The organism is Ruegeria sp. BC1 (assembly GCF_056539305.1).
The window spans coordinates 263,081-289,298 of the sequence record NZ_JBQFUT010000004.1; the positions used below are offsets into that span (position 1 = coordinate 263,081).

Below are 26,218 nucleotides of genomic sequence, written 5' to 3' on the forward strand. Positions count from 1 at the left end.
TTTTTGGGGCAAAGCCTAGCCGTGTTTGACGTTCATGGTGATGTCTGCGGTAAACACCTTGGTGCCTGCATCGTCATAAGCCGCCACAGGGACAACAATATCGCCCGCAACCGAGAAATCGACATCCTGTGCCTCGGCAATCACTTTAAGGTCGGTCTTAGCCTTGGCCAGATAGGCCACTGTCATGCCTTTGGGAATCCACCGCGCGTTTTCCGGGATAGAAACCGTTGTCGTCATCCCCGCCGCCAGTTCAGCAGCGTTACACATCGCGATGGCGTGAACCGTCCCGAGATGATTATGGACCTTCTTCTGGTTCTTAAGCTCGACCTCGGCGTAGCCCGGTTCAAGCCGGGTCATAAGCGGGTCGATGCTACCGAAATAAGGGGCCGTCTGTACGACCATGGCCGTAAAGTTCTCGGGCCCAGCCGTGGCGAGCAGTTGCTGAAATTGGTTCATGGATATCTCCGGTCGGTGGCGTGCGTGCGGTGTCTGTTCATTCGTAGTTGACCCTAACAAAGCTGGTCGAGGTCGGTCGTGAAAGCATGACGCTACGTCGAGGTTTTGGTTAACACACGCATGGGCCATCCAGGGCTGGTCAGCAACTGACCTTCGGAAAACACGGCCTGTTTCGTCTGAAACGATCCTTACTGTGGCTCCGGGCTTGCCTTTCGGAATATCGCCTGCAACCTTTCCGGGAATGCCACCGGATTGTTGTGAGATATCATGAAATTACTTTTCCCCTTTATTGCCATTTTGCCTGCGGTCGCAAACGCAGAAACCTTCTCGATAGACACCAAAGTCACCGAAGCGACCATTTTTCCCGAAGGTGCAGAAATAACCCGAACGGGCGCTTTCAGTGTCCCTGCCGGGAACCACCGGTTGCTCCTGCCGGGTATTCCCGGCGGCGATCTCGGCACGCAGTTCGCGACACTTCAGGTTGTCGCCGATGGATTACAGCAGACTGCGCTGGTACGGCGGATAGACGAAGTGCCGGACTATCGACATAAAAGCGACACCGCCCGGCAGGCGGAAGATCGGGTGAAAGATGTCCAAGAGCGGATCAGAGCAGTCGAGGACGAAGCCGAGGCAGCCAGATTACAGGCCAAAGCCGCGCACCAGACCATCGCGTTTCTAGGCAATCTCGGACGCAACGAGGGGCTGGCAGGATCGGGAACCGAGCAATTGCGTGATCTGGCACAGATGATCGGCGACGAGTCATTGCGCGCGGAACAGGCCGCGCAATCTGCCGAAATCGAAGCGCGCAAAATAGAAGAGCGCCTGACAAAGCTGGAAGAAGACCTTGATGTTGCGCAGGCCGAACTGGACGCGTTGATCCCCGAGATTGAAGATCGCCTTTTTGTCGCCGTAGATGTCGTCGCCGAGACCGCAATTGATGGGGTGCTGTCGATCTCGTATCTCGATACCTATGCCGCTGAGTGGGGAACTGGTTACGAGTTTCACCTTTCAACCGGGGACGCGCCGCAGGTTCGCATCGACCGCAGTGTTCTGATCACGCAGACCACCGGCGAAAACTGGCAGGGCGTGGCTGTCCACGTCTCAACCATCGAGCCGGCGGGCCAGAACGCAGCCTCCAGATTGCATCCCAGACGCAGATGGATTCGCGAAGAACCCACCGGTTATGGCAACCTTGAAGAGCCCGTTGTTGAGGCCCCAGTAGTTGTGGAAGAAACTCAGCGCGGCTTGCCCATGACCGCGTCCGTTGAAGGCACGGGCGTGACCTACACGATACCTGCGCCCATTTCGGTTGCCTCCGGTTATGAGTTCACCGAGGTGGCACTGGATTCGTTCAGCCAATCAGCCGAAGTGTTTGCAATGGCTGTACCCATGCGGGACGACACCGCGTTCCGGACAGTGAAATTTACCAACCCATTGGATCAAAGCCTGATGGAATCCGCGCTGGCGAAATGGTTCGTGGATGGTGTTTTGGTTGCAGCCGGAGAATCCCCCGAGATCCGGCCACGCGAAGAGGTTGAAATGGGCTTTGGCCCGATCCAGGGCCTCACCACATCGCGCATCGTTCTGAACCGCAGCAGCGGAGATACCGGCATCATCTCGCGATCCAACCGACGGGTCGAACAGGCCGAGCTTCACATTGAAAACCTGACGGACCGCACCTGGCCGCTGTGGGTGATCGACCGGATGCCGTATTCTGAACAGGATGATCTTGAGATAACTTGGACAGCGCAGCCTGAACCGGCGAAAGAAAACCTCGACAATAGACGCGGAATTCTGGCTTGGGATATGGAATTGGCCCCGGGCCAGAGCGAGGTTATCCAACTGAATCTGACGCTCAACTGGCCCGAAGGGATGGTGTTGGACTAACGGGCCGAGGGGTTCTGAAATCGGCCTGAGGCCGAACAGTCAGAAAACAAAGCAAAACCCCGCTATTCAATGACGGGGTTTCATTTTCTCCGCGACTGTTCGCGGGTTTTCAAGCCCTCTTATTCCTGCGCTGACGCAGAGCAACCATCTGTGATTTTGGAGCCGGGTCGATAATTGGCTGGCTCGGGGCCGTATAGATAGCCCGTCACATGGGTGCCCATCCAATCCATTTCGGTTGCGTACATCAGCGCGGCGTCATCAGCTACATCCGGGCGGGAACGGCCCAAATCCTCGACAATTGTCCCCATGCGACTGAATCCAAGCTGTTGCATGTAGTGGGCGGACAAAATGGAGTCTCGCACCTTACCCGAACACCCATGGCGATAGCTTACGAGCGTCTCATAGACATAAAAGTCCGGCAACCAGTAGCCCGTGCCACCAGTGCGCAAATAAATACGCGGTTGTTCCTGATTACCCGTTTCATGCCAATGCGCCGAGATTTCTTGGGCGTCCTCACGCAACATATCCATGAATTCAGCATAGGTATTCGGAGTAATGAACTGGTATTCGGTATAGGCCCGATCCAGCCCTGGCAATCGAGTGAGGGGTGCGGGGTTGATTCCGGCAAAAAAAACAAGCGACACCATAACCGCCTGCCACGCGACCATAAGGATTGAAAGGGCTGGGCGCGGCGACGGCATGGCAAGGGCTGCGACCAGCCCAATGCCGATGGTATAGGGTACAAAAAGCCGATAGCCGAACATCATATGCTGACCGGACGCACGGCTTGCATAGATCAGAAACAATGCAGCGCTAATGACCGCTCCGCGAACAATGGCTTTCGACAGGAGGGTGCTTTTGTTCGTGTTGTCGGGTCGTAGGAACAAGGCAATAATTGCAAGTCCCGATAGCAGCACAAAGTTCAGCAGGGCCGACAAGCTGTCAATAGGCGCCCGCCCGCCCAGTGAAAACTTGACATAATAAGACGTTGGCAGGACGTCGCCATAATACAGCTTCGAGAAAACCAACCAGCTTGACGACAACGCCAGACACAGTGCCGCAGCCGCCCAGAGTGAGGTCTTTCGGAACTCAACCAGGGTTATGGCAAGCAGGATCGGGGCCGTAATCAGAACGCTGTCATGCCGGGTCAGAAACATCAGCGCCGCCAGAACGCCGAGCCGGTACAGGTCACGCGATCTAACCTCGCCATTTCGGTACACCACAACAAGCCTTGAGATGAACAAGCTGGCAAAGCAAGTCAGCATAGGTGTTTCCAGCCCACCGACTGTCCACAGGGCAAGGAATGGTGAGAAAAGTGAGAACGCGTTGAAAAACAGCAGCCTGCTTCCACTCAGCCCCGATTCACGCTGGGCAACATACCATCCGATCAGAACCAGTATCGGAGCCAAAACCCGATAGCTGTCAACCGGATCAAGCCCGCAGAGCGCGAGAAGACTTTCCAGCAATGCGTGCAAAGGCGACGTCAGCGCTGAAATCTGTTCACCGATGTTATAGACAAGACCATGGCCTGCAGCTGCGTTCAAAGCATACCGACCGACGATATATGCGTCATCGGCGACAAAGCCCCGATACAGGTAGCAAATCGCCAGGAACGCCACGGCGCTTGAAATGTTAATGCTGCGATCCAGATCGGTGGTCTGATACTGGACGGGTACATCGATATTGATCATGATTCGGAATTTTCAGAGCAATTTGTCGAATAAATGACGGAATTCCGTCCCAGCGTAAATTTGTCATTTATAGTGGCCGCAACTTGCCAACCAAATGGTGCGTCCGAGGCGTGATCGGTCGGCATTTTCAATCCCACTAAATATCAACAATAACAAGGTGGAACGGATTAACTGCCCCCTTCGACAAGACCCTTGAGGTTGGTCAGGCCGCGCTCGTAATCACCCCCAACCCAGCCATCCATCATCAAGCCCATCCAGCGGGACATGGGGTTCAGGCCCAGATCGGATTCGAACCCCCATGTAACCAGCGTCTGATCCCCTTCTGGTGTCAGTTCGAACGACGCCGACGCAGTCCCCATCTGTCCGAAGTCCAAGGCGGTTCTGACCATCTGGTCCGAGACGCTTTCGACGATCTCCTGCGATCCCGTCCCCACCTGAGGATGCTCCGAACTCCATTGCAACGTGTTGCCGACACCTGCTTCTGGCCCACTGTAATCCAGTTTTGTCTCGGGGTCGCGCGCCAGCCAGGGTGACCATTTCTCGGTTTCCTGCATGGAGTTCACGTAGGGAAAGATCGCATTGGCCGGAGCGTCGATCTTGATACTGCGTGACACCTCGGCCTTGCCGGGCAGCAAAAAAGACACTCCGAGCAGAACCAGAATGAGAACAAGAAGTGTCAGCAAAATACGTTTAATGAATCGCATGATGCGCCCCTGATCCAAAAATGAACGCGGACACCATATCAAAAAACAACGCGGAATCAGAGACCTGATACCGCGCCGTTTACTTTGCTTGGGTGTTCGTGCTGTTCAAACGATCACGAACTTCTTTTCCTGCGGATCATAACATTGCAACCCACCTTCGCCGATATCGGTCCACAGACCATGCAAACTGAGCGAGCCATCCTCGACCGCCGAGGATACAAACGGGAAGGTCATCAGGTTTTCCAGCGACGCCACCACTGCCTGACGTTCGAACTGGCGCGCTTGGTCGTTGCTGTCATCAACATCCGAAACCAGCTCAAACTTCGGCTTCAGAATGTCCATCCAGCGGCCGACAAAGCTCTCTTTTGCCTCCAGCTGCGGTGCCTGACCTTTGCACATGTCGATACAGCCCTGCACACCGCCGCATTGTGAATGACCCAACACGATCAGGTGCGCGACCTTCAGCGCGGTAACCGCATATTCGATCGCTGCACTGGTACCGTGGTGATCCCCGTCAGGGGCATACGGGGGGACAAGGTTGGCGATATTGCGGTGGATGAAGAACTCACCCTGATCAGCGCCAAAGATCGAGGTGACATGAACCCGGCTGTCACAGCACGAGATAACCATCGCACGCGGACGCTGACCTTCGGTGGCCAGACGGCGATACCAGACCTGATTTTCGGCATAAGTCGTGGCTTTCCAACCATGATACCGTTGAACCAGATAATTCGGCAGAGGTTTGGCGTGATCCATGTGAGTGTCCCTGATTTGTTCGCTGCGGGTTGCTCTAGCCCGAATTCTCGGAAAATTCGAGCCATTATCCTGCGCCCACGCAAGGTTTTGCAAAGGAATTCATCGCCAAAGTCTGATTATGCCGTGGGGGCATATAGATTTGGGGTGAATGTGGTGGATAAGGTTATCACGCTTGAACACAAGGAAACGGTCCGTCTGGACCCGGATCAACTGAATGCGTTGTACCGGCAGCTGGGGGAAAAAAACGCGCTGGACGTGTTGTGCCGCACGGTCGAGGAACTGGCCGTTCGTCTGTCGAACTGCGAACGGCATTGGCGGCAACGTGACTGGGCCGGCCTGCGCAAATGCGCGCGGTCGCTGGTGGCGATTGCGGACCAGGTAGGCATGGTTGCGCTGGCCCGTGTGGCCGGTGACGTGGCACAGTCCGTAGATGCAGAAGATACCGTTGCCACGGCGGCGACTTTGTCACGGCTGATCCGGGTGGGTGAGAAATCGCTGACAGTGGTCTGGGATCAGCAGGGCCTTTCGGTCTGACGGGGCTTGCGGACAGGCCGTGGGCGGCTAGGCTGGGCGCAAATCGAACCAGCCGAGATACCCATGACTCTGTCCTTTGCTTCGCCCTCTGACCCGTCTCTTCCGCTGCATATCATCGCACAACCCGACCTGGACGACTGGCTGTCCCGCCAGTCGGAAAATGTGGTGAACTGGGTGCGAGTTAGCGGTTTCACCGGGGCGCTGGGTCAGACCGCTTTGATCCCCGGCCCAGATGGGACACCAGAAAGCGCGCTTGCAGGCTATGGAACCGCGGCCAAACGTGCGCGCAAGCGATTCCCGTTGGCCGCCGCTGCCGATGTTTTGCCCAAAGGGAATTACTACATCGCATCAGGCCTGCCCGAGGACGTGCAGGATATGGAAAGCCTGGGTTGGATACTGACGGGCTATGCGTTCGACCGCTACGCCACGCAATCCCCGGCAAACGCCCGTCTCGTCGCGCCAGAAGGGATCGACGCCACCCGGATCGAGGTTCTGGCACAGGCCGAGGCCCTGACCCGCGATCTGGTCAACACGCCCACAGCGGATATGGGACCGGACCAGCTACAAGCCGCAGCCGAGGCGCTGGCGCAGGAATTTGGTGCCGCGTGCGATACGATCCGGGGGGATGAGTTGCTGGAGCAGAACTTTCCCATGATCCACGCCGTCGGCCGGGCCGCCGCGCAGGAACCACGCCTGATCGAGATGAATTGGGGCGCCACTGGACCCAAACTGACGCTGGTTGGCAAAGGAGTGTGCTTTGATACCGGCGGACTGAACCTGAAACCCGGCAATTCGATGGCCCTGATGAAAAAGGACATGGGCGGATCGGCCAATGTGCTGGGTCTGGCGCGGATGATCATGGCTCTTAATCTGCCGGTGCAATTGCGGGTGCTGGTCCCGGCGGTCGAAAACTCAGTGGCCGGGAACGCCTTTCGCCCTGGTGATATTCTGACCTCCCGCAAGGGACTGACGGTCGAGATTAACAACACTGATGCCGAAGGGCGGCTGGTGCTGGCCGACGCGCTGGCACTGGCTGAGGAAGGAGAACCGGATATGGTGATCTCGATGGCCACACTGACCGGCGCGGCACGGGTGGCCGTGGGGGGCGACCTGGCCCCCTTCTACACCGATGACGACAGCGCCGCCGATGCCTTGGCGCGGGCCGGGGAAAAGGCCGCCGATCCAGTCTGGCGGATGCCGTTTCACGAACCATACGAGGCGATGATCGAACCGGGCATTGCCGATCTTGACAACGCGCCCTCGGGCGGTTTTGCCGGATCGATCACCGCTGCCCTGTTCCTGCGTCGATTTGTGGGCGATCGTCGTTACATGCATTTCGACATCTATTCCTGGCAACCCAGCAAAGCACCCGGACGCAGCAAAGGTGGTCTGGGGCAAGGCCCGCGTGCCCTGCTGACCGCCCTGCCCGAGATTTTGGACCTATGACCAAGCAACGCATCATAAAACCGGTCGTGGACCTGTTGCGCAGCCCCGATGGTCCGAGAGACCGCCAGCTGTTGTATGGCGACAGCGTTACCGTAATCGAAACCGAAAGGGATTGGAGCCGTGTGACTTCGGACAAGGATGGCTATCCCGGCTGGGTGACCTCGGACTGTTTGGGCGCACCAGTTCCGGACACCCATTGGATCACCGCGCCATCAACTCATGCCTATACGCAGCCGGACATGAAAAGTCCCGATCTGATGACGCTGAGTTTCGGCAGCAAAGTGCTGGTGCATTCAAACCAAAACGGGTTTCTGGAAACGGAACTGGGCTTTATTCCCGCCGTGCACGCAAAGCTCAACGCGACCCATCTGACCGACCCGGTCGCTGTAGCCGAACTATTTCTGGGCACGCCCTATCTTTGGGGCGGAAACAGCCGGTTTGGTCTGGATTGTTCCGGTCTGGTGCAGGCTGGGCTATTGGCCTGTGGCCTGCCCTGCCCCGGCGACAGTGGCGATCAGGAACGTGAACTGGGTGAGGCCCTGCCGGAGGGCACCGAGCCGAAACACGGCGATCTGCTGTTCTGGAAGGGTCACGTGGCGTGGGTTTATGGTGAAAACATGCTGTTGCACGCCAACGCCTATCACATGGATGTGACATTCGAGCCGTTGGATCAGGCCATCACGCGCATTCTGGAACAGGGGGACGGGCCGGTTACGGCTCATAAGCGGCTCTAATCCGGGTCAACCGATCGGATCAGCTTGCGTTCAAGTACCCGCAAAACGGTACGCAGGTCATGGCCGCGTTTTAAAATGCGGCCATCCATGCCGATCACCGAATACATCCCCTGCCTTTTGCGCAGGTGTGGGTGTTTTTCGACGCGGTAGATCGGATGCTCCGCCGTCCGTCGAAAAATGGAAAACACCGCCATGTCGCGCAGGTTGGAAATACCGTAATCCCGCCACTCTCCGGCGGCGACCATCCGGCCATAGACGGACAGGATATGAGACATCTCGTGCCGGTTAAACGCGACGGGCATCTGGGCCGAGTTTGCAGAAAACCGGCTGGGAGGCTGCATGTTCATACCGTCAGCCTTGCCGGAAATTGCGTTTGAATCAAGCCCGTCGCGAAATGGTGTGGTATTTTTGGATCGCTCTGCGCTAACGCCGCCCCACTTGGCGGCAGATTAAAATCACCGGCAAAAGCCCCACGGCAAGGATGGCTAGGGACGGAACAGCAGCCCCTTCCAGCCTTTCGTCCGAGGCCAGACGATAGGCCTGAACCGCCAGCGTATCAAAGTTAAAGGGCCGCATGATCAGGGTCGCAGGCAGCTCTTTCATCACGTCGACAAAAACGATCAGAAGGGCCGTCAGCAACGAGGGTGTCAGAATCGGCAGATGGACCCGGCGCAAGGTACCCAGCGGCGTCTGACCCAACGATCGTGACGCCGCATCCATATTGGCGTGTACCGTGCTCTGCCCGCCTTCATACGCGCTGAGCGCGGCCGCCAGAAAACGCACCATATAGGCCGCAATCAGCAGCCAGATGGACCCTGTGACCAGCAGCCCGGTCGAGATATCGAAGGTTTCTCGCATCCACGCGTCCAGCGCGTTGTCAAAACTGGCAAAGGGCACCATCAGACCCACAGCGATTACGCCACCCGGCACCGCATAGCCCAACCGCGCCAGATACCCTGCGGCGGCCGAGCCCCGACCCGGCCGCAACCGTTGAAAGAAGCCGACGCAGATCGCCGCAAACACAGTGACCACTGCGGCCGTGCCTGCCAGCGTCAGCGAGTTCTGGATGAAACCGACATAGCGACGCGACAACAGGTTCTGCTCGGATTCCAGCCCCATCAACACCAGGATGATCACGGGCAGCACGAAACCCAGAAACACCGGGATGACGCAGAGTGTGAAGCCCGCAATAGCCTGCCAGCCCTTCAATTTAGCAGAGGGCAACGCCGCATGGCTTTTGCCGGCCTGGTAATATTTCGCCTTACCGCGCCGCATACGTTCGACCACCGCCAACAACAGCGCAAAGCCTAGCAGGCACAGGGCCAGTTGCGCGGCAGCGGCGCGGTCTCCGATCGAGAACCAGCTGGTATAGATACCGGTGGCAAAGGTTTGCACGCCGAAATAGGCGACCGTGCCAAAGTCGGCGATGGTCTCCATGATGGCCAGCAAGACGCCCCCGGCAATCGCCGGGCGGGCCATCGGAAGCGACACGTGCCAGAACGCCAGCCACGGGCTTTTACCCAACGCGCGGGCAGCCAGAAAGGCGGTGGCGCTTTGCTGCAGGAACGCCGCGCGGGCCAGCAGGTAGACATAGGGGTACAGCACGAGGATCAGCATGATCGCCGCACCCTCGGTCGAGCGGATCTCAGGGAACCAATAGTCGCGCGGACCCCACCCAGTCACATCGCGCAGAGTGGCCTGGACGATCCCGGGGTGATCCAAAATAAAGGTATAGGCATAGGCCAGCACATAGGCAGGAAAGGCCAGCGGCAGGACCAACGCGATTTCCAGAAAACGCACACCTGGGAACCGGGTCATGGTCACCAGCCACGCCGCACCAACACCGATGGAAAATGTCCCCACGGCCACCAGAACCACCAGAATCAGCGTCGTTAGCGCATAACCAGGCAAAACCGTATCAAGCAGATGCGAGATCGTATCCGTTCCGCCCGTCACCGCTGCCAAAACAACCCCGATCATCGGCAGCAGGCAAGCGGCCGCCACCAGATAGGCCACCGTGGCCACCAACCGGGTGCCAAACACGCCCCGATTGCGCGTTCCATGTTCTGAATATTCGATTTCGGCCATGTTTCCAGTTGTGACAGGCAAAAGGCGCTGCGTCCGCCTTTAATCGACCAAAATGCTAAGAAACACCAGTGTGCGGCGCAACAATTCTGCGGCGCATTCTGCCGCAGAGCTGCCTTCAGCGGTCACTCGTAAACCCGCTGATCCTCGATCACCAGGCCGTCCTTGGGCAGGGATCCGGGGGCGACGACCTCGATCGCGCCTTTCAGTTTCAAAACCTCGACCACGGACTTGGCATAGGTCAGATCATCGTCACACGGGCTTTCGATCTGAACGGTCATCGTGTCCATTTCGCCCTGACGGGCAGCGATGACGCGGGCTTTGACGATCTCCTCGTGCTTGTCGACCAGCGCCGCCACCTGTTCGGGGCGCACAAACATGCCCTTGATCTTGGTGGTCTGGTCGGCCCGGCCCATCCAACCCTTGATCCGAAGATTGGTGCGGCCACAGGGCGACTGGCCCGGCAGGATGGCGGACAGATCACCGGTGGCAAACCGGATCAGAGGGTAATCGGGGTTGAGCGAGGTCACTACGACCTCCCCCACTTCACCCGGGGTTACCGGGTTGCCGGTGCCGGGGGTGACAACCTCGACGATGACATGTTCGTCGATGATCATCCCTTCCATCGCCGGGCTTTCATACGCGATGTTGCCCAGATCGGCGGTGGCATAGCATTGCAGGCAGGAAATTCCCCGGTCGGCATACTCCTGACGCAACGAAGGGAACAGAGCGCCGCCGCCGACAACCGATTTTGTGAAGTTCAGAGCAACGCCCATCTCATCGGCCTTGTCCAAAATCACCTTAAGATAATCCGGTGTCCCGGCATAAGCCGTGCATCCTACGTCACGTGCGGCGGTCACCTGCAACTCGGTCTGTCCGGTGCCGGCAGGCAGGACCGCGGCCCCCACCGCCCTTGCGCCGCTTTCAAAAATCATCCCAGCCGGGGTCAAGTGATAGCCAAAACAATTCTGCACGATATCGCCCGGTCCCACTCCTGCCGCGTGCAGGAATCGCCCCATGCGCCACCAATCCGGGTCGGTGCTGCCGGGTTCGTAAATCGGCCCCGGAGATTGAAACACGTGATGGAAATGCCGCGCCGGTTTGACCGTGAAACCGCCAAAAGGCGGGCGTGCCGCCTGTGCCTGCGCCAGATCAGATTTACGTAGGACCGGCAGGTTCACCAATTCGTCGACCGACGTCACTGCGCCCGCGTCGACCCCCGCCAAATGGGCGGTAAAACCCGGGGCTGTAAGAGCTCGTTCGATCTGAAGGCGCAGCGTCTGTGCCTGATCGGCGGCACGCTGATCGGCTGAGCGGGTCTCGAGCGCGTCGTAATGTTTCGTCATGGCCAGATCCTCCATCCGGTTACAGCCACCTCTTGCGACGGCGATACGAGCGCACGTCACGGAAGCTTTTGCGCCCCTCATCGGACATGCCCAGGTAGAACTCTTTCACATCCGGGTTCTCGCGCAGATCGGCCGCCGGACCATCCATCACCACGCGACCCGATTCCAGAATATAGCCGTAATGCGCAAACCTTAGAGCCACATTGGTGTTCTGTTCGGCCAGCAGGAACGAAACGCCCTCTTTCTCGTTTAAGTCTTTCACAATGCCAAAAATCTCTTCTACCAGCTGCGGCGCCAGTCCCATCGATGGTTCGTCCAACAGGATTGTCTCGGGCCGCGACATCAGCGCCCGGCCCATCGCGACCATCTGCTGTTCCCCACCCGAGGTATAGCCTGCCTGAGATCGACGGCGTTCCTTGAGGCGCGGGAAATAGGTATACACAAGGTCCAGATCCTGCTGGATCGCCGCCTTTCCATCCTTGCGGGTATAGGCGCCGGTCAACAGGTTTTCTTCGACCGTCAGATGTTCAAAACAATGGCGGCCTTCCATCACCTGAATGACGCCCTTTTCCACCAGATCGGCAGGGTCGCTTTCATGCACGTTCTGACCACGGTATTTGATCGATCCTTTGGTGACCTCGCCCCGTTCTGAATGCAGCAGATTGGACACCGCCTTGAGCGTCGTGGTCTTGCCTGCGCCGTTGCCGCCCAGAAGCGCGGTAATACCCCCCTTGGGCACAGTCAGACTGACCCCTTTCAGGACGAGGATCACGTGGTTGTAGATCACCTCGATATTGTTGACCTCAAGCAGGGTCTCGGCCTGTACATCGGTGGTTTGTGCCGCATCCAGCATCAGCGCGTGTCCTCATGCCTGTGTTTCGCCGGGGCGGCAACGCGCCGCCCCGAAGCAGAGAGTTGCCTTAGTTGCAACGCGGTTCGATGTTGTTTTCAGCCGCATAAGCCGCCGAATCCTCGGCGACCAGCGCGCCGATCACGTCGCCATCGGTTGGCTTAAAGTCCGAAATGACATTCCATTCCTGCGCGGCGGCATCCCATTGGCTGACACCCACAAGCCCCGGTCCACCGTGGTTTTCACAGCTGACCTCGAAGGTCGGGCCAAAGCCGCTCATGCCAAGTTCGGCCATTCTGTCTTCGGTAATGTTTAGCGCTTCCATCCCATCCCGCATCATCGCAGGCGTGATCTCATCGACGCCGTGGATTTCCTGAGCAGTTCGGATCGCCTCGGCTGCCAGCATTGCTGCGTAAACCGCGCGGTTGTACTGGACCGTGCCGACCTTATCGCCAGCCCCTGCAGCCTTACCTGCATCGTGGACGTATTTCTGAATGTCCTCGAACACCGGGAAACCATCGCCCGTCGCGGTGAAGGCCAGCGCCTTGTACCCGTTGGATGCCTCACCCGAGGGGATGACGTCCGGTTCCGCACCCGACCACCAGATGCCGATCATGTTCTCCATCGGGAACCGGATGTTTGCGGCCTCCTGAATGGCGACCTGGTTCATCACGCCCCAGCCCCACAGCAAGACATAGTCGGGCCGGTCCCGGCGGATTTGCAGCCATTGTGATTTCTGCTCCTGACCGGGTGAATCGACCGGCAACAGCGACAGTTCGAACCCATGCTTTTTGGACAATTCTTCCAAAGTGCGGATCGGTTCCTTTCCGTAAGACGAGTTGTGATAGACCAGCGCGACTTTCTTGCCGCTCAGATCCCCGCCGTTTTCCTCCAGCAGGTGGTTGATCGCACCCGACGCACCGTTCCAGTAGTTGGCCGGATAGTTGAAGACCCATTCAAAGATCTCACCGTTCGCCGCCGATGTTCGGCCATATCCCATTGTGTGAAGTGGGATGCCGTCTGCTGATACCTTTGGGATCAGCTGATAGGTTATCCCTGTCGACAAAGGTTGATATACCAGAGACCCTTCGTTCTTTGTGGCCTCGTAACACTCAACGCCTTTTTCCGTCGTGTACCCGGTTTCGCATTCGATCATGCGCACCGGTACGCCCCCGATACCACCGTCGCGTTCATTCAGCATCGTGAAATAATCCGCATAACCATCGGCAAATGGAATGCCGCCAGCCGCAAACGGTCCGGTGCGATAGCTGAGCGATGGGATGACCAGATCGGCCAGCGCCGGTGTCGCGGCCATCAGGGCGCCCAGCGCCATGGTTGCCAGTTTCGTCTTCATCGGGTGTCTCCTCCCTTGGTTGGTCCGATGTTGGTTTCGGGCTTTGCACCCGTCTTTATTTGTTGGGCCACCGATCAATGCGGGAACGGCCAGAGTCTGAGTTTCTCTTTCGCGACGCGCCACAGCTGGGCCAGCCCATGCGGTTCCAGGATCAGGAACAGGATGATCAGCGCACCGACGATCACCAGTTGCAGATGTGCCACGATATCGGTGGGCCACCCCAGCCAGTCGGCCCCGACCACCTTCAGGACCACGGGTAACAGAACCAGAAAGGCGGCACCTGCAAAAGATCCGAAAATAGACCCTAATCCACCGATAATCACCATGAACAGCACCAGGAATGACTTTTGAATGCCAAAAGCCTCGCCGACTTCGACTGCCCCTAGGTAGACCGAGAAAAACAACGCGCCCGAGATACCGACAAAGAAGGAACTAACGGCAAAAGCGGTCAGTTTAGCTTTCAGAGGGTTCACCCCGATGATCTCGGCGGCGATATCCATATCGCGGATCGCCATCCACGAGCGCCCTGTGGTGCCGCGTGTCAGATTACGCGCAATCAGGGCGCAAACGGTCAGAAAGATCAGACAGAACAGATACGTCGCCCAAGCCGACGCGTTCGGGCCGGTAATGATGATGCCGAACACGTCCCGCTCGGGCGCGTTGATCTGGCCCGAAGCCGAATAGTTGTAAAACCACGGCACCCTGTTGAACAGCCACACCAGAAAAAATTGCGCCGCCAGCGTAGCCACCGCCAGATAGAATCCTTTGATCCGAAGGGACGGCAGGCCGAACAGCACGCCCACAATGGCAGTAATCCCGCCCGCAAGGATCACATGAATGAACATGCTGACATCCGGGAACGCGGTCATCAGCTTGTAACAAGCATATGCCCCCACGGCCATGAACCCGCCGGTGCCCAGCGAAACCTGACCGCAATAGCCCACAAGAATATTCAATCCGATGGCAGCAATGGCATAAATCAGAAAAGGCAGCAGCAGCGCATTTGCCCAATAATCATTGACGATGAAAGGAATGATCCCGAATGCCACCGCCAGCACGACATAGTACCTGTATCGATCGAACTTGATCGGGAAGGTCTGGCTGTCACCCACGTAAGAGGTTTTGAAATCCCCGGCTTCACGGTAGAACATGGCTTATTTCCCCCACTCGTTCTGCGCCCGGTTGCGAGCCTCAACATCCAGTTGGTTGGAGCCTTTGGCATACCCGCTCGCCTCAGAGCCGCGCACCAGTTTCATGTAAGCCAGAATGCCCGTGACCAGCCCGGCAAAAGCCAGAATCGCTGCGACAACCAACTGTCTTTCGGTCAGATCATCCGAGGTAAGGGCGATGTAGCCAAACGCCCAGAACCCGGCCCAGGCGATCACGTTGATAATGGCGATCAGTTTGGACATGCAGCGACCCCATGGCTTTTGGCATTCAGCCAATGCACAACAGCGGCAAAAGCTGCGTAGAAGAACAGCGAATCCAACGCTCGTAGATAACTCACTATGAGCAACATCCTCATCTCCCATGCTGTATCGCCAGGCATCGCAATGCTTGAACCAGATAGGTTAAACTCAAAGCAGTCACCAAGTGACCGTGCGAAGCCATAGGCCAACAATGCAATTGGCAACGTTTTGAAGAGGGGTTCCAGCTTATCCATTTATACTCTCTCGATAATTTTCTCACCGAAGAGACCTTGCGGGCGGAACACCAGGAAGATCAACGCCAAAACATAGGCAAACCAGTTCTCGGTCGCGCCGCCGACCATAGGGCCGATGGCGAACTCGAACAGCTTCTCGCCCACGCCGATGATCAGCCCACCGACAATCGCTCCGGGGATCGAGGTGAAGCCGCCCAGCATCAGCACCGGCAGCGCCTTGAGAGCGATCAGCGACAGCGAGAACTGCACCCCCGATTTGGTGCCCCACATGATACCGGCGACCAGCGCCACGAAGCCGGCCACCGACCAGACCATGATCCAGATGAAGTTCAGCGATATCCCAACCGACAGTGCCGCCTGATGGTCATCCGCCACTGCGCGCATCGCGCGGCCCTGCTTGGTGTACTGGCTGAACGCGACCAAAGCCGCCACCAGAAGCGCGGCTATGATCGTCGCCACGATGTCCAGATTGTCGATGAAAAAGCCGTAACCGAAGATGTTATAGGTGCTTTCATCAATCCATAGGTTGATACCCTGCGGCAGACCGACATCCAGCGTTTTGATCTCTGACCCCCACATCAGGTCGGCCACGCCCTCAAGGAAATAAGCCAGACCGATGGTCGCCATAAACAGGATAATCGGTTCCTGCCCGACCAGATGGCGCATGACAAACCGCTGCACCGCCCAGGCTAGCAGCACCATGACGCCCATCGTCAGGATGATGGCCAGAAGCGCAGGCACGTTCCAGCCGAAATTGTGGATATGCGTACCGAAAATCGCGTTAACCAGATGTGCAAAGGGCACCTGCCCGTTCATGATCCCAACCAGCGTCATCGCCGCAAACAGGGCCATAACCCCTTGCGCATAGTTGAAAATCCCCGACGCCTTGTAGATCAGAACAAAGCCCAGCGCGACCAAAGCATAAAGCACCCCAGCCATCAAACCGTTGAGAATGACCTCCATCGCGAATACGAGTTGTTCAGGCATTATTCGCACTCCTCTGGGAAAAGATCACAAGATGCTGGGGTTTGCCCGACTCTAACTGCGGTGAGCATTGTCAGAGTGGCTCCGGGACGGCCAAAGTCGCGAAACTGAAACGAGACTTGTACGAATTCATTACTGGAAACTTTCTTAGACCCAAATCCCCCGACACTATCTTGAGAATACGGCTTGGAATTGCTCCTAAGTTGAGAGTCGGACACGACTACAGGCCAAAACTTTTGCACCGTTTCAGTATCATAGCCGATGTGAATAACCTGACAGACTGGGTTAGCATCAGACCAAATCAGAATGTCTTGTGTTTCGTCGGGGGTCCAAAACTGAAAGCCGTCGGGTTGTAGTCCAAGCTGGTCGGAAAGTTGTGTAATTTCCTGATCCTTCCATGCATAAAAGCTGGAAACATCTGGCTTCACCCCGTCTGCCAAAGGATCTGTGCACTCATTTTTGAAAAGCGCGAGGGTAGCTTCCACAGGATCTGCAACGGCGCAATTTGCAAACAAGGCTAAAAAAGTCAGCAAAGAGAGTTTAGTCATGGCTTACCCCCAGATAGGCGTCGATGACCTCCTGATTGCTGCGCACCTCGTCCGGTGTGCCGTCGCCGATCTTTTTGCCGTAATCCATCACCACAACTCGGTCGCTCAGGTCCATCACCACGCCCATGTCGTGTTCAATCAGAGCGATGGTGGTGCCGAATTCGTCATTCACGTCGAGGATAAAGCGGCTCATGTCCTCTTTCTCTTCCACATTCATGCCCGCCATCGGTTCATCTAGCAGCAACAGCTTGGGTTCCGCCGCCAGAGCGCGGGCCAGTTCGACGCGCTTTTTCAAGCCGTAAGGCAGGCGAGACACCGGTGTTTTTCGGATGTGCTGGATTTCAAGGAAATCGATAATCTTTTCGACCGCCTCACGGTTTTCGACCTCTTCCGCCTCGGCCTTGCCTTTCCACAGTGCTTGCTGAAAGATGTTGGTCTTCATGAAGTTCAGCCGCCCGGTCATTACGTTATCGAGCACACTCATGCCTTCGAACAGGGCGATGTTCTGAAATGTCCGCGCGATCCCCTGCCGCGCCACCTCATAGGGGCGCATTGGCGGGCGCTTTGACCCATGAAACCAGACCTCTCCCTCTTGTGGGACATAAAACCCCGAGATCACGTTCAGCATCGAGGACTTACCCGCCCCGTTCGGCCCGATGATGGCGCGGATCTCGCCCTCGCGAATATCAAACGAGATATCCTTGATCGCCACCACACCGCCGAAACGCAGGGTGATGTTCTTCATCTCCATCACCACACCGCCGATCTTACGGCCATCTTCGGTGGTATATCCTTCGGAATTATCCAGCATTTGATTTTCTCCGGAGACCGACTCCAACGCCCAAAAGCACGACGCCTGCTGCAATTAATAATGGCTCCACGCCGAGTCCCTTTGAGAACAGGCCGAAGCCAAGAGCTAAGACGCCAAGCGCGAGTATTGGGTACGGCAGAGGTTTCCTCATTCCGCCGCCACCTTGTGCTGAGTCGTCGCAACAACCGGCGCATCCACGATCTCCAGCGTCGCGGAAATCGCCCCCTTGCGACCATCCTCATAGGTCACTTCGGTTGTGGTTGAGATGGTCTCGGACCCGTCGTAAAGCGCGGCGATGATGTCGTGGAACTTTTCCTCGACAAAACCGCGGCGCACCTTGCGCGTACGCGTCATCTCACCGTCATCGGCATCCAGTTCCTTGTGCAGCACCACAAAGCGATGCACCTGACAGCCCGACAGCATTTCATCGGCCGCGACGGATTTGTTCACCTCTTCCACATGGCCCTTAATCGTCTCTAACACACGGGGATGGCCCGCCAGTTCCTGGTAGGATGCATAGGCCACGTTATTGCGTTCGGCCCAGTTTCCCACCGCCGTCAGGTCAATATTGATGAAAGCAACGCAGTGATCCCGGCCATTGCCGAACAGAACGACTTCGAGAATATCAGGATAGAACTTCAGCTTGTTCTCGACGTATTTGGGCGCGAACATCGACCCGTCCGCCATTTTTCCAACGTCCTTGGCGCGGTCGATAATGCGCAGATGGCCGCTGCTTTCCTCGATGAACCCGGCATCGCCGGTGGCCACCCACCCTTCGGCATCCTTGGTCGAGGCCGTCGAGTCGGGGTTGTTGTAGTATTCGACAAACACCCCGGGCGAGCGGTAGTGAATCTCGCCCTGGTCGTCGATCTTCAGTTCCACATCCGGGGCGGGCACACCGACCGTATCGGCGCGCACTTCGCCATCGGGTTGCACGGTGATGAAAACAGTGGCCTCGGTCTGGCCATAAAGCTGCTTCAAATTGATGCCCAACGAGCGGTAGAAATCGAAAATCTCAGGCCCGATCGCTTCACCTGCTGTATAGCCCACCCGGAACCGGCCATAACCCAAGGTATCCTTAAGCGGACCGTAGACCAGCAGGTTGCCCAGCGCATATTTCATCCGATCTGTAAAGCCGACCTGCTTACCGTCCAGCAGCAGACCGCCAACCTTTTTAGCATGCGCCATGAAGTGATGGAACATGCGCTGCTTCAGCTTACCTGCGTCCTCCATGCGGATCATCACATTGGTCAACTGGGTTTCGAACACACGCGGCGGAGCAAAAAAATAGGTCGGCCCGATCTCGCGCAGATCGGTCATCATCGTATCCGCGCTTTCGGGGCAGTTCACGCAAAACCCGCACCAATAGGCCTGTCCGATGGAAAAGATAAAGTCCCCCACCCAAGCCATCGGCAGGTAGGACAGGATGTCTTCTTTCCGGGTCAGATGATCGAAATCGGCCGAGTTCTTGGCGCTTTCGATCACGTTTCGGTTCGACAGCACCACGCCCTTGGGCTTGCCCGTGGTGCCCGAGGTATAGAGCATCACGCAGGTGTCGTCATAGGTGATCGCCGCGATGCGCTTGTCCAGCTCGGCATCGAACCGGGCATGGCCAGCGCTGCCCTCGGCCATGATATCCGCCAGCGCGTTCATCTGAGAGTGGTCGTATTTCCGCATCCCGCGCTTGTCGGTGTAGAGGATGTGTTTGACCTGATGCAGGTTTTCCTGAATCTCGATGACCTTGTCGACCTGCTCCTGATCGCCGCAGACCACGTATTTAGCGCCGCAATGTTCCAGCACATAGGCCATCTCTTCGGCCACGGAATCCTGATAGAGCGGAACCGGAACCGCCCCCACCATCTGCGCCGCAACCATCGACCAGTAATGCGCTGGGCGATTGCGGCCTATGACTGCAATATGGTCGCCTTTCTCAACGCCCAGCTCCAGAAATCCTAGCGCGATGGCACGGATTTCTTTCGCCGCCTCGGCCCACGTCCAGCATTGCCAGATGCCGAATTCCTTTTCCCGATAGGCCGGGGCATCGCCAAACTGCGCCACATTGCGGTGTAACAGCGCCGGAAGGGAGTCCAACCCTTCAGCGCCCGACTGCGTCTGAGTCACGCTTTCTCTCCTCCCCATCCGCACCCTTTTCCGGGGCGGAAATGCGGGTCCAGGTTGTAAACCCGAACGCCAATGCCCCAATAGGGACAGGCGAAAAGATCAGCGTCAAGTTTTGCCTGATGTTTTCTCAATTCTTACGAATTGTAACAGGTGCAGAGGGAGGGTTCTTAGAGGTGAAACAGATATCCCTCATACCTTTCAATAAATGGCCGTCAAAAAAATGGCCAGAAGCAGTCACAAAACCGGCTTACTCAAGCTTAGGTAGAAAGGAGATTAAACAAGAATATTAGAGGAAAAGATGTCAACAAAAACAAAGCCTACCATTGTTTGGGCATTATATACCGCAAGCCTCGTAGCCATTATGACCACGTTCATTGCAATTCTCATGGCTTATGTCTGGCGCAGGAATGATCCAGGTTACAAGGAAGTTTACGACAAACAAATCCGAAAGTTCTGGATCGCTGGTCTTGGCTGGGCACTGGGTCTGTCGCTGTTCCTGCTTGCTGCATTCACGGACACGCGCCCTGCGGGGTCTGGCGTACCATTGCTGGGTAATGTTGGTCTGCTCATTATTGTTGTAACGCAGCTCTGGTTCGCATTGTCCTCGCTCATTTCGATGTTCTTGTTGCCAGAACCGGCAGACCCCGGAAGCTCTCCGCAGGGACTTGCATAAACTGAGTGTGGAGGTATCCCGCGACCAAGCGGCACAGGCAAAACAACCCGAGTAGCCGATTTCTTATAGCACGCGTGCCGTCCAGTAGAGTCACTGGGCGGCTTGTTTTATTCTAAAGTTACAACCAATCCCGCAAGATCGGGATCAACGGCACATCCGCCGCAGGCATCGGATAATTCCGCAAATCATTTGCCCGCACCCATTTCAGCGCCTGTCCTTCTTTCGACTGCGGGATGCCTTCCCATTTGCGGCAGGCAAATAAGGGCATCAGCAGGTGGAATTCGTCGTAGCTGTGGCTGGCGAAAGTCAGCGGTGCGAGGCACGAGGCCCAGGTGTCGATGCCCAGTTCCTCGTGCAATTCACGGATCAGAGCGGCCTCGGGGGTTTCGCCGGGTTCGATCTTGCCGCCGGGGAATTCCCACAGACCGGCCATGGATTTGCCTTCGGGGCGTTGGGCCAGCAGCACCCGGCCCTCGATGTCGATCAGGGCGACGGCTGAGACAAGAACTGTTTTCACGAGCGATAATCCGCGTTGATCTCGATATAGCCGTGGGTCAGATCGCAGGTCCAAACGGTGGATTTGCCCTGCCCCAGCCCCAGATCGACCGAAATCGCCAGATTCTGGCCCTTCATATAGGCGGCGGCTGCGTCTTCGCTGTACTCAGGGCTGACCCAGCCTTTTTCGGCCACCAGGATGTCACCGAATGAAATGCTCAGCAGATCGCGATCCGCAGCCGCTCCCGATTTTCCGATGGCCATGACCACGCGGCCCCAATTGGGGTCTTCACCCGCAATCGCGGTTTTAACCAGTGGCGAGTTTGCAATTGCCAACCCATGCACCTTGGCATCCGCGTCCGAGGCTGCCCCGGTCACGCGGATTTCTACGAATTTCGTGGCCCCCTCACCGTCGCGTACCACCTGCTGCGCCAGATCCAACATCACGCTTTCCAACGCCTCGGCAAATTTGACATTATCGGTGACATCCACGCCCGATGCGCCGGTTGCGCACAAAAGCAGGGCATCCGAAGTCGACGTATCGCTGTCCACGGTGATGCAGTTGAAGGTGCGATCCGTCTGCTCCCCCAGCGTCGATTGCAGGGCCGCTTGGTCGATCTTGGCATCGGTGAAGATATAGACCAGCATCGTCGCCATATCCGGCGCGATCATGCCAGACCCTTTCGCAATCCCCGAAATAGAGACTGTTTTGCCATCAATCTCGACTTGCGCCGATGCCCCTTTCGGGAAGGTGTCGGTGGTCATGATGGCGCGGGCAGCATCCTCGATCGCGTGGCGGCTGAGCCCCGCTTTCAGCGCCTCAAGCTGAGCGGTGATCCGATCATGGGGCAGCGGCTCGCCGATCACACCGGTGGATGAGGTGAAGACCCGCTCGACCGAAACGCCGGTGGCCTTGGATACGGCTTGCGTTACCTCGGCCACCGATGTTTGGCCGAAATGCCCCGTAAACGCATTGGCGTTGCCCGAGTTTACCAAGATCGCCGCCGGTCCGTCACAGGGACCACCAATCTTGTCCTGACAATCCAGCACCGGCGCGGCACGGGTGGCCGAGCGGGTGAACACGCCCGCCACCGAGGTGCCTGGATCCAGCACAGCCAGCATCACATCTGTACGACCCTGGTAACGCACGCCCGCTTCGACGGTGGCGAAACGCACACCATCAATCGCGGGCAGATCGGGAAAGGCCGCTGGGGCCAGCGGGGAAACCTTGGTAATCTCGGCCAAAGGTCCTACTCCTGAATCAGCTCGATCTGACGCATCGCTTCAGGGCCTACGCCCTCGGTTTCCGGTCGTTCGATCTGCGCCTGCTGTGTCAGCTCGTCAACCTGGGCCTGAATGGCATCTTGCTGCAATTTCTGCGTCAGTTCACCCCGCACGGCTTCCAGCGAGGGGGCTTCGGATTTACGTTTGTCGTTCAGCGTAACCACGTGCCAACCAAACTGAGTTTGCACTGGGTCGGACACTTGGCCTTTTTCCAGACCGGTCACCGCTGCTTCGAATTCCGGCACCATCTGGCCCGGACCGAACCAGCCCAGCTCACCACCGTTCGGGCCGGATGGGCCGGTGGATTTCTCTTTGGCCAGTTCGGCGAAATCTGCGCCGTCATCCAATTGGGCCTTGATCTCGTTAGCTTCATCTTCAGAGGCGACAAGGATATGGCTGGCGTTGAACTCATCGGTTCCTTCGAAATCAGCAAAACGAGTATCGTACGCAGCCTGAATCGCCTCATCTGTCAGGATTTCCTCAAACAGTGTGTTGGCGGTTTGAACCGCGCGCATGGAACGTGTCTCGTTCTCCAACGCCAACGTGTTCAGTTTGTTCAGCTCCTCCTGCTGCTGACCCAGCAATTCCTGCTGAATAAGCTGGTCGACGATCAATTCGTACAGAACATCATCTTCGATCTGCTTATATTGCTCGGGCAGCGCGGCAACGGTGGCGATGATGTGACCCAATGTGATCTCGTTGCCATTCACACGGGCGATGACGGTGCCAGCGTCGGGTTTGGTTTCGGCGGCCAGCGGCAGGGCCATCACGGCAGCAAGCGCCAGCGATGGCAGAAAAGTGAGGCCTTTGGGCATGGAATCATCCTATTTCTTTGCCGCGACAGGGCGCAGCGTTGACACTCTGGAACCTGCCGCTTACATCGCTTTGAAGCCTTGGACAGGGCCGCCTTTCACCCCCCGTATCTATGGGTTGCGCGCAAGGTGGGCAAGCCTGTCGCAACCAAGACAAGAACAGATCCGCTGGAGTGAACATGCTGGGACTCGGAACACTCGCCAAAAAGGTGTTCGGAACACCGAACGACCGCAAGATCAAGGCGACCCGCCCCCTGATCGAAAAGATCAACGCGCTGGAACCCGAGTTCGAAAAACTCACCGACGACGGGCTGATCGAAAAGACCACCGAGCTGCGCAAGCGCGCGCTGGACGGTGAAGGTCTGGACGACCTGCTGCCCGAAGCGTTTGCCAACGTCCGCGAGGGCGCCAAGCGTGCATTGGGCCTGCGCGCCTTTGACGTACAGCTGATGGGCGGCGCGTTCCTGCATCAGGGTAACATCTCGGAAATGAAGACGGGTGAGGGCAAGACGCTGGTTGCCACCTTCCCGGCTTATCTGAACGCACTGACCGGCAAGGGCGTGCATGTGGTCACGGTGAACGAGTATCTGGCCAAGCGCGACTCGGAATGGATGGGCAAGGTATTCGCCGCCGTCGGCATGACAACCGGCGTGATCTGGTCCGGCCAGCCCGATGCAGAGAAAATGGCAGCGTACGGCTGCGATGTGACCTATGCCACCAATAATGAGCTGGGGTTCGACTATCTGCGCGACAATATGAAGGCGGATCTGGATCAGATTTACCAGAAATACCACAATTTCGCGATCGTGGACGAGGTCGACTCGATCCTGATCGACGAGGCGCGGACGCCGCTGATCATTTCCGGCCCGTCGCAGGACCGCTCGGACCTGTATACCGCCATCGATGGGCTTATCCCGTCCTTGCAGGACGATCACTTCTCGCTGGATGAGAAGTCCCGCAACGTGACCTTCACCGATGAAGGCAACGAGTTTCTGGAGCAGCAACTGATTGCTGCCGGCCTGATCCCCGAAGGCCATTCGCTTTATGATCCCGAAAGCACCACGGTCGTGCACCACGTCAACCAGGGACTGCGGGCGCACAAGCTGTTCACGCGCGACAAGGACTATATCGTGCGTGACGGCAACGTGGTTCTGATTGACGAATTCACCGGCCGGATGATGCCGGGCCGCCGCCTGTCCGAAGGCCTGCATCAGGCCATCGAAGCCAAGGAAGGCGTGCAGATTCAGCCAGAAAACGTGACGCTGGCCAGCGTGACCTTCCAGAATTATTTCCGCCTTTATGACAAGCTGGGCGGCATGACCGGTACCGCGCTGACCGAGGCTGAGGAATTTGCCGAAATCTACGGCCTGGGCGTGGTCGAGGTTCCGACCAACAAACCGATTGCCCGGGTGGACGAGGACGATCAGGTTTATCGCACCGCAGGCGAGAAATACGGCGCAATGATCGAAGAAACCAAAAAGGCGCAGGAAAAAGGCCAGCCGGTTCTGCTGGGCACCACTTCGATCGAAAAGTCCGAACTGCTCAGCCAGCTGCTGCAAAAAGAGGGCATCGAACACAACGTTCTGAACGCCCGCCAGCACGAGCAAGAGGCGCAGATCGTTGCCGATGCGGGCCGTCTGGGTGCTGTGACCATCGCCACCAACATGGCCGGGCGCGGTACCGACATTCAGCTGGGCGGCAATGTGGAAATGAAAGTTCTGCAAGCACTGGCCGAGAACCCCGAGGCCGACCCATCCGAACTGCGCGCCGCTGAAGAAGCGCGCCACGCGGAAGAGAAAGACAAGGTGCTGGAGGCCGGTGGTCTCTATGTGATGGCGTCCGAGCGCCACGAAAGCCGTCGCATCGACAACCAGCTGCGGGGCCGCTCGGGCCGACAGGGCGATCCGGGTCGCACGGTGTTCTACCTGAGCCTGGAAGACGACCTGATGCGCATCTTCGGCTCGGAACGGCTCGACAAGGTCCTGACCACGCTGGGCATGAAAGAGGGCGAGGCGATCGTCCACCCTTGGGTGAACAAGTCGCTGGAACGCGCGCAGTCCAAGGTCGAAGGCCGCAACTTTGACATGCGCAAGAACGTCCTGAAATTTGACGACGTGATGAATGATCAACGGAAAGTGGTTTTCAGCCAGCGGCGCGAGATCATGTCCTCGGGCGATCTGTCCGAGATCGTGTCGGACATGCGCGAACAGGTGATCGACGATCTGATCGACGAATACATGCCGCCGAAATCCTATGCCGATCAGTGGGACACCGACGGCCTGCACGAAGCGATCAAGGACAAGCTGACCATTGACGCGCCCGTTCAGGACTGGGCCGCCGAGGAAGGCGTGGATGACGAGCAGGTGCGCGAGCGTCTGGTCAACGCCGCAGACGAGATGATGGCGCAAAAGGCCGTGGCATTCGGCCCCGAGAACATGCGCAACATTGAAAAGCAGGTTCTGCTGCAGACTATCGACAGCAAATGGCGCGAACATCTGCTGACGCTGGAGCATCTACGTTCGGTCGTAGGTTTTCGCGGCTATGCCCAGCGCGACCCGCTGAACGAATATAAGAACGAAAGTTTCCAGCTGTTCGAAGGGATGCTGGATTCCTTGCGCGAAACGGTGACTCAGCAATTGTCGCGCGTGCGCCCGCTGACCGAAGAGGAACAGCGCGAGATGTTGGCGCAGATGGCGGCGCAGCAGGCACAGGCGCAACAGGCGGTCGATCAGGCCGCTGGCCGAGCCGAAGCCGTGGCCGAAGCTCAGGCCTCTGGTGATGCGCGCCCGGGCTTTGTCGAAGATGATCCAAGCACATGGGGCAACCCGTCGCGGAACGATCCCTGCCCCTGCGGGTCCGGCAAGAAATTCAAGCATTGTCATGGCCGCTTGACCTAACGTCATCATGATTCAAACACATTGAGTCCGCCTCACGGCCACACATTGGCCGTGATTCAGAATCATGATGCGACTCGCTCCTTCAAC

The 26,218-nt window shown here is 57.6% G+C and carries 25 protein-coding genes; 6 read left to right on the top strand and 19 right to left on the bottom strand.

The genetic code is table 11. From position 1 onward, the window contains the following. Positions 1 to 15: 15 nt before the first annotated feature. Positions 16 to 456 carry a hotdog fold domain-containing protein gene (locus ACR0IY_RS11370; RefSeq protein ID WP_480673287.1) on the bottom strand — a complete coding sequence of 147 codons (441 nt, stop codon included), beginning with the start codon at positions 454 to 456 and terminating at the stop codon, positions 16 to 18. Between the two features lie 267 nt (positions 457 to 723). On the opposite strand from ACR0IY_RS11370, the gene ACR0IY_RS11375 reads away from it, so the two are divergent. Beyond that, a complete protein-coding gene (locus ACR0IY_RS11375; RefSeq protein WP_480673289.1) occupies positions 724 to 2,343 on the top strand; it encodes a mucoidy inhibitor MuiA family protein in 1,620 nt (539 codons plus the stop codon). A gap of 119 nt (positions 2,344 to 2,462) precedes the next feature. Here ACR0IY_RS11375 and ACR0IY_RS11380 read toward each other — a convergent pair whose 3' ends face one another. The 3 genes from ACR0IY_RS11380 to ACR0IY_RS11390 form a co-directional block, all read right to left on the bottom strand. Next, on the bottom strand, positions 2,463 to 4,034 hold the full coding sequence (locus tag ACR0IY_RS11380; RefSeq protein ID WP_480673291.1) for a hypothetical protein: 1,572 nt from the start codon (positions 4,032 to 4,034) through the stop codon (positions 2,463 to 2,465). Positions 4,035 to 4,201: 167 nt separating this feature from the next. After that, positions 4,202 to 4,738, bottom strand: a complete 537-nt coding sequence (locus ACR0IY_RS11385; RefSeq protein ID WP_480673293.1) for an SRPBCC family protein — start codon at positions 4,736 to 4,738, stop codon at positions 4,202 to 4,204. 105 nt (positions 4,739 to 4,843) lie between these two features. Next, positions 4,844 to 5,494, bottom strand: a complete 651-nt coding sequence (locus ACR0IY_RS11390; RefSeq protein WP_480673295.1) for a carbonic anhydrase — start codon at positions 5,492 to 5,494, stop codon at positions 4,844 to 4,846. 144 nt (positions 5,495 to 5,638) lie between these two features. Between ACR0IY_RS11390 and ACR0IY_RS11395 the strand changes: the two genes are divergently transcribed. The 3 genes from ACR0IY_RS11395 to ACR0IY_RS11405 all read left to right on the top strand — a co-directional run bounded on the left by ACR0IY_RS11395 (position 5,639) and on the right by ACR0IY_RS11405 (position 8,208). Then, entirely contained in the window at positions 5,639 to 6,028 is a 390-nt protein-coding gene (locus tag ACR0IY_RS11395) for a hypothetical protein (protein ID WP_480673528.1), read from the top strand. Positions 6,029 to 6,091: 63 nt separating this feature from the next. Next, positions 6,092 to 7,474 carry a leucyl aminopeptidase family protein gene (locus tag ACR0IY_RS11400; RefSeq protein ID WP_480673297.1) on the top strand — a complete coding sequence of 461 codons (1,383 nt, stop codon included), beginning with the start codon at positions 6,092 to 6,094 and terminating at the stop codon, positions 7,472 to 7,474. Next, a complete protein-coding gene (locus ACR0IY_RS11405) occupies positions 7,471 to 8,208 on the top strand; it encodes an NlpC/P60 family protein (RefSeq protein ID WP_480673299.1) in 738 nt (245 codons plus the stop codon). The genes ACR0IY_RS11400 and ACR0IY_RS11405 overlap by 4 nt, the downstream gene beginning before the upstream one ends. On the opposite strand, the gene ACR0IY_RS11410 is transcribed toward ACR0IY_RS11405, so the two are convergent. The 12 genes from ACR0IY_RS11410 to ACR0IY_RS11465 form a co-directional block, all read right to left on the bottom strand. Next, positions 8,205 to 8,555 (bottom strand): DUF2794 domain-containing protein, encoded by a 351-nt coding sequence (locus tag ACR0IY_RS11410; protein WP_480673301.1) that lies wholly within the window; start codon positions 8,553 to 8,555, stop codon positions 8,205 to 8,207. The genes ACR0IY_RS11405 and ACR0IY_RS11410 overlap by 4 nt on opposite strands. Positions 8,556 to 8,631: 76 nt before the next feature. Further along, complete coding sequence (locus ACR0IY_RS11415; RefSeq protein ID WP_480673303.1) at positions 8,632 to 10,296, bottom strand: ABC transporter permease; 1,665 nt, start codon at positions 10,294 to 10,296, stop codon at positions 8,632 to 8,634. 122 nt (positions 10,297 to 10,418) lie between these two features. Beyond that, entirely contained in the window at positions 10,419 to 11,639 is a 1,221-nt protein-coding gene (locus ACR0IY_RS11420) for a phenylacetate--CoA ligase family protein (RefSeq protein ID WP_480673305.1), read from the bottom strand. Between the two features lie 19 nt (positions 11,640 to 11,658). Next, positions 11,659 to 12,492: an ABC transporter ATP-binding protein gene (locus ACR0IY_RS11425; protein ID WP_480673308.1), complete on the bottom strand. Its 834-nt coding sequence runs from the start codon at positions 12,490 to 12,492 to the stop codon at positions 11,659 to 11,661. Positions 12,493 to 12,559: 67 nt separating this feature from the next. Then, on the bottom strand, positions 12,560 to 13,843 hold the full coding sequence (locus tag ACR0IY_RS11430; RefSeq protein WP_480673310.1) for an ABC transporter substrate-binding protein: 1,284 nt from the start codon (positions 13,841 to 13,843) through the stop codon (positions 12,560 to 12,562). A 74-nt stretch (positions 13,844 to 13,917) separates the two neighbouring features. Next, complete coding sequence (locus tag ACR0IY_RS11435) at positions 13,918 to 14,994, bottom strand: branched-chain amino acid ABC transporter permease (protein ID WP_480673312.1); 1,077 nt, start codon at positions 14,992 to 14,994, stop codon at positions 13,918 to 13,920. Positions 14,995 to 14,997: 3 nt separating this feature from the next. Further along, positions 14,998 to 15,255, bottom strand: coding sequence for a hypothetical protein (locus tag ACR0IY_RS11440; RefSeq protein WP_480673314.1), 258 nt, complete (start codon positions 15,253 to 15,255; stop codon positions 14,998 to 15,000). Next, entirely contained in the window at positions 15,243 to 15,506 is a 264-nt protein-coding gene (locus tag ACR0IY_RS11445) for a hypothetical protein (RefSeq protein ID WP_480673316.1), read from the bottom strand. Before ACR0IY_RS11445 ends, ACR0IY_RS11440 begins: the two co-directional genes overlap by 13 nt. Then, complete coding sequence (locus tag ACR0IY_RS11450; RefSeq protein WP_480673318.1) at positions 15,507 to 16,493, bottom strand: branched-chain amino acid ABC transporter permease; 987 nt, start codon at positions 16,491 to 16,493, stop codon at positions 15,507 to 15,509. It abuts the gene before it with no gap. Further along, a complete protein-coding gene (locus ACR0IY_RS11455; RefSeq protein WP_480673320.1) occupies positions 16,493 to 17,038 on the bottom strand; it encodes a hypothetical protein in 546 nt (181 codons plus the stop codon). Before ACR0IY_RS11455 ends, ACR0IY_RS11450 begins: the two co-directional genes overlap by 1 nt. Then, positions 17,031 to 17,849 carry an ABC transporter ATP-binding protein gene (locus tag ACR0IY_RS11460; RefSeq protein ID WP_480673322.1) on the bottom strand — a complete coding sequence of 273 codons (819 nt, stop codon included), beginning with the start codon at positions 17,847 to 17,849 and terminating at the stop codon, positions 17,031 to 17,033. The genes ACR0IY_RS11455 and ACR0IY_RS11460 overlap by 8 nt, the downstream gene beginning before the upstream one ends. A 147-nt stretch (positions 17,850 to 17,996) precedes the next feature. After that, a complete protein-coding gene (locus tag ACR0IY_RS11465) occupies positions 17,997 to 19,988 on the bottom strand; it encodes an AMP-binding protein (protein ID WP_480673324.1) in 1,992 nt (663 codons plus the stop codon). Between the two features lie 280 nt (positions 19,989 to 20,268). Between ACR0IY_RS11465 and ACR0IY_RS11470 the strand changes: the two genes are divergently transcribed. Further along, a complete protein-coding gene (locus ACR0IY_RS11470; protein WP_480673326.1) occupies positions 20,269 to 20,643 on the top strand; it encodes a hypothetical protein in 375 nt (124 codons plus the stop codon). A gap of 118 nt (positions 20,644 to 20,761) precedes the next feature. On the opposite strand, the gene mutT is transcribed toward ACR0IY_RS11470, so the two are convergent. Genes mutT through ACR0IY_RS11485 form a run of 3 tightly spaced genes read right to left on the bottom strand, consistent with a single transcriptional unit; the run spans position 20,762 to position 23,237 of the window. Next, on the bottom strand, positions 20,762 to 21,160 hold the full coding sequence (gene mutT / locus ACR0IY_RS11475; protein ID WP_480673328.1) for an 8-oxo-dGTP diphosphatase MutT: 399 nt from the start codon (positions 21,158 to 21,160) through the stop codon (positions 20,762 to 20,764). Next, positions 21,157 to 22,383, bottom strand: a complete 1,227-nt coding sequence (gene argJ / locus ACR0IY_RS11480) for a bifunctional glutamate N-acetyltransferase/amino-acid acetyltransferase ArgJ (RefSeq protein ID WP_480673330.1) — start codon at positions 22,381 to 22,383, stop codon at positions 21,157 to 21,159. Before argJ ends, mutT begins: the two co-directional genes overlap by 4 nt. A 5-nt stretch (positions 22,384 to 22,388) precedes the next feature. After that, positions 22,389 to 23,237 carry a peptidylprolyl isomerase gene (locus ACR0IY_RS11485; protein WP_480673332.1) on the bottom strand — a complete coding sequence of 283 codons (849 nt, stop codon included), beginning with the start codon at positions 23,235 to 23,237 and terminating at the stop codon, positions 22,389 to 22,391. A gap of 176 nt (positions 23,238 to 23,413) precedes the next feature. Here ACR0IY_RS11485 and secA point away from each other — a divergent pair, with 176 nt between their 5' ends. Next, positions 23,414 to 26,131, top strand: a complete 2,718-nt coding sequence (gene secA / locus ACR0IY_RS11490) for a preprotein translocase subunit SecA (protein ID WP_480673334.1) — start codon at positions 23,414 to 23,416, stop codon at positions 26,129 to 26,131. Positions 26,132 to 26,218 lie beyond the last annotated feature (87 nt).

What these genes read in the sequence shown, in the direction of transcription:
- ACR0IY_RS11370 (WP_480673287.1), bottom strand. Translation starts at nt 456, where the DNA reads ATGAACCAATTTCAGCAACTGCTCGCCACGGCTGGGCCCGAGAACTTT.
- ACR0IY_RS11375 (WP_480673289.1), top strand. Translation starts at nt 724, where the DNA reads ATGAAATTACTTTTCCCCTTTATTGCCATTTTGCCTGCGGTCGCAAAC.
- ACR0IY_RS11380 (WP_480673291.1), bottom strand. Translation starts at nt 4,034, where the DNA reads ATGATCAATATCGATGTACCCGTCCAGTATCAGACCACCGATCTGGAT.
- ACR0IY_RS11385 (WP_480673293.1), bottom strand. Translation starts at nt 4,738, where the DNA reads ATGCGATTCATTAAACGTATTTTGCTGACACTTCTTGTTCTCATTCTG.
- ACR0IY_RS11390 (WP_480673295.1), bottom strand. Translation starts at nt 5,494, where the DNA reads ATGGATCACGCCAAACCTCTGCCGAATTATCTGGTTCAACGGTATCAT.
- ACR0IY_RS11400 (WP_480673297.1), top strand. Translation starts at nt 6,092, where the DNA reads ATGACTCTGTCCTTTGCTTCGCCCTCTGACCCGTCTCTTCCGCTGCAT.
- ACR0IY_RS11405 (WP_480673299.1), top strand. Translation starts at nt 7,471, where the DNA reads ATGACCAAGCAACGCATCATAAAACCGGTCGTGGACCTGTTGCGCAGC.
- ACR0IY_RS11410 (WP_480673301.1), bottom strand. Translation starts at nt 8,555, where the DNA reads ATGAACATGCAGCCTCCCAGCCGGTTTTCTGCAAACTCGGCCCAGATG.
- ACR0IY_RS11415 (WP_480673303.1), bottom strand. Translation starts at nt 10,296, where the DNA reads ATGGCCGAAATCGAATATTCAGAACATGGAACGCGCAATCGGGGCGTG.
- ACR0IY_RS11420 (WP_480673305.1), bottom strand. Translation starts at nt 11,639, where the DNA reads ATGACGAAACATTACGACGCGCTCGAGACCCGCTCAGCCGATCAGCGT.
- ACR0IY_RS11425 (WP_480673308.1), bottom strand. Translation starts at nt 12,492, where the DNA reads ATGCTGGATGCGGCACAAACCACCGATGTACAGGCCGAGACCCTGCTT.
- ACR0IY_RS11430 (WP_480673310.1), bottom strand. Translation starts at nt 13,843, where the DNA reads ATGAAGACGAAACTGGCAACCATGGCGCTGGGCGCCCTGATGGCCGCG.
- ACR0IY_RS11435 (WP_480673312.1), bottom strand. Translation starts at nt 14,994, where the DNA reads ATGTTCTACCGTGAAGCCGGGGATTTCAAAACCTCTTACGTGGGTGAC.
- ACR0IY_RS11440 (WP_480673314.1), bottom strand. Translation starts at nt 15,255, where the DNA reads ATGTCCAAACTGATCGCCATTATCAACGTGATCGCCTGGGCCGGGTTC.
- ACR0IY_RS11445 (WP_480673316.1), bottom strand. Translation starts at nt 15,506, where the DNA reads ATGGATAAGCTGGAACCCCTCTTCAAAACGTTGCCAATTGCATTGTTG.
- ACR0IY_RS11450 (WP_480673318.1), bottom strand. Translation starts at nt 16,493, where the DNA reads ATGCCTGAACAACTCGTATTCGCGATGGAGGTCATTCTCAACGGTTTG.
- ACR0IY_RS11455 (WP_480673320.1), bottom strand. Translation starts at nt 17,038, where the DNA reads ATGACTAAACTCTCTTTGCTGACTTTTTTAGCCTTGTTTGCAAATTGC.
- ACR0IY_RS11460 (WP_480673322.1), bottom strand. Translation starts at nt 17,849, where the DNA reads ATGCTGGATAATTCCGAAGGATATACCACCGAAGATGGCCGTAAGATC.
- ACR0IY_RS11465 (WP_480673324.1), bottom strand. Translation starts at nt 19,988, where the DNA reads ATGGGGAGGAGAGAAAGCGTGACTCAGACGCAGTCGGGCGCTGAAGGG.
- ACR0IY_RS11470 (WP_480673326.1), top strand. Translation starts at nt 20,269, where the DNA reads ATGTCAACAAAAACAAAGCCTACCATTGTTTGGGCATTATATACCGCA.
- ACR0IY_RS11485 (WP_480673332.1), bottom strand. Translation starts at nt 23,237, where the DNA reads ATGCCCAAAGGCCTCACTTTTCTGCCATCGCTGGCGCTTGCTGCCGTG.
- secA (WP_480673334.1), top strand. Translation starts at nt 23,414, where the DNA reads ATGCTGGGACTCGGAACACTCGCCAAAAAGGTGTTCGGAACACCGAAC.